Below are 1,742 nucleotides of genomic sequence, written 5' to 3'. Positions count from 1 at the left end.
TTCAACTAAATGGTGAATGTGGAAGGCAATATCATTTTCTTGTAATTTTATTTCTAAATCTAGAGGCAAAACTAATTGATTCATGTTATAATATTTGAACATAAGGACCCTTCTTTCTGTTAGGTTTGGTGTGGTAACTTAATTTTAACAGAAGAGGTCCTTATTTTTATTGAAAAAATGAAGAACAGCCCATGAAATTTCATTCCAAAATTTCATGGGCTGTTTCCATTTTAGAGGGGGTTTTGTCCCAGCCTCTTTTTATCTTTTGTCCCAGCCTCAGCCTAAATAAGAGAAGAATCTTAGAAAATGATGAGCAAAAAAAAGACAAACCCCAACTCAAATGAAGCATTTGAGTTGGGGTTTGTCGACAGTCTGAATGCTTGGGGTTTCCCAAGCATTTTTTTATCAGCCTCTTAATGAATCAAAGACCTGTTTTAAATCGGCGATAATATCTTCCGCATTTTCTATTCCCACAGAAAAGCGCAAGAGACAATCGTCCACTCCGCGGGCAATTCGTTCTTCGTATGGAATGTCGGCATGTGTTTGAGTTGCAGGATATGTAATAAAGCTTTCCGGACCGCCTAAACTTTCGGCAAACGTAATGAGTTTCATATTTTTTAAGAACGGATTGACAAATTCAGGTTTCGTCAAACGGAATGAAAGCATTCCGCCTTTGCCGGTATACAGTACATCGGAAACTAAAGGTTCCTCTTTCAAATATGCAACGACTCTTTTCGCATTTTCATCATGCTGCTTCATTCTCACATGCAATGTTTTTAAACCGCGAATGACCAGCCAGCTATCGAAAGGGGACAGCACAAGCCCCATGCTGTTTTGATTAAATGACAATTTTTCGCTAAGCTCTTTCCCTTTTGAAACGACAAGACCGGCCAATGTATCGTTATGTCCCGCAATATATTTGGTCGCACTGTGCACAACAATATCCGCCCCATGTTCCATTGGCCGTTGGAAATATGGGGAGTAGAATGTATTATCAACGATAAATAACAAGTTATGTTTTTTGCAGATGTCATTGAAATAATCCAAATCAAATTCGATCATTAATGGATTTGTAGGTGTTTCAAGGAAAACGGCTTTCGTATGTTCGTTGATCAATCCTTCAACTTCTTCCACTTTTGAGAAGTACACCGGCCGGATTTGATACATTTCGTTAAATACTTTTAGTAAACGATAAGTCCCCCCATACACATCTTCCGGCAAAAGGATTTCATCACCCGGTTTGAAGATGGAAAGAACCAATTGAATGGCGGCCATTCCGGAGCTACAGGCAAAACCCGCATCTCCCCCCTCCAATTCCGCAATGCCATTTTCTAAAATTTCACGGGTCGGGTTTTTTGTTCGAATATAATCATATCCTGTAGATTCCCCAATGCCAGTGTGTCTATAGGCTGTGGACATATAAATTGGGGGATTTACAGCACCTGTTCGGATGTCACTTTGATTTCCCAATTGAACTAATTTTGTTTCAATCCAATTTTTTGTCATGACTGTCACTCTTTCCTCGAAATACTTTATTGAATTGTTTATTAAACAATTTATCACAGGTCTTAATTCAAAAACAATAGTTTCAAGAATTAATAAAATTTTTCTTATTTTACTCAACTTTCGCAGTGAAAAATTTATGAATAATCCTTGATTTGATAGGTTTCTTTGGGTATCTCATATTCACTTGACACTGAAAAAATTCGTCTAAAAACCAAAAAGACACCTCTTTCTTTTGG

The 1,742-nt window shown here is 37.6% G+C and carries 1 protein-coding gene; it reads right to left on the bottom strand.

Annotated elements, in window-relative coordinates; all coding sequences use genetic code 11:
• Positions 1 to 405: 405 nt before the first annotated feature.
• Positions 406 to 1,506: a methionine biosynthesis PLP-dependent protein gene (locus ACFPOH_RS11070; RefSeq protein WP_342469430.1), complete on the bottom strand. Its 1,101-nt coding sequence runs from the start codon at positions 1,504 to 1,506 to the stop codon at positions 406 to 408.
• Positions 1,507 to 1,742 lie beyond the last annotated feature (236 nt).

The sequence above is a fragment of the Ureibacillus suwonensis genome (assembly GCF_042655065.1).
Lineage (GTDB): Bacteria > Bacillota > Bacilli > Bacillales_A > Planococcaceae > Ureibacillus > Ureibacillus suwonensis.
Note: the sequence above shows the minus strand (reverse complement) of the source record. Positions and strands in the feature narration are given on the sequence as shown.

What these genes read in the sequence shown, in the direction of transcription:
- ACFPOH_RS11070 (WP_342469430.1), bottom strand. Translation starts at nt 1,506, where the DNA reads ATGACAAAAAATTGGATTGAAACAAAATTAGTTCAATTGGGAAATCAA.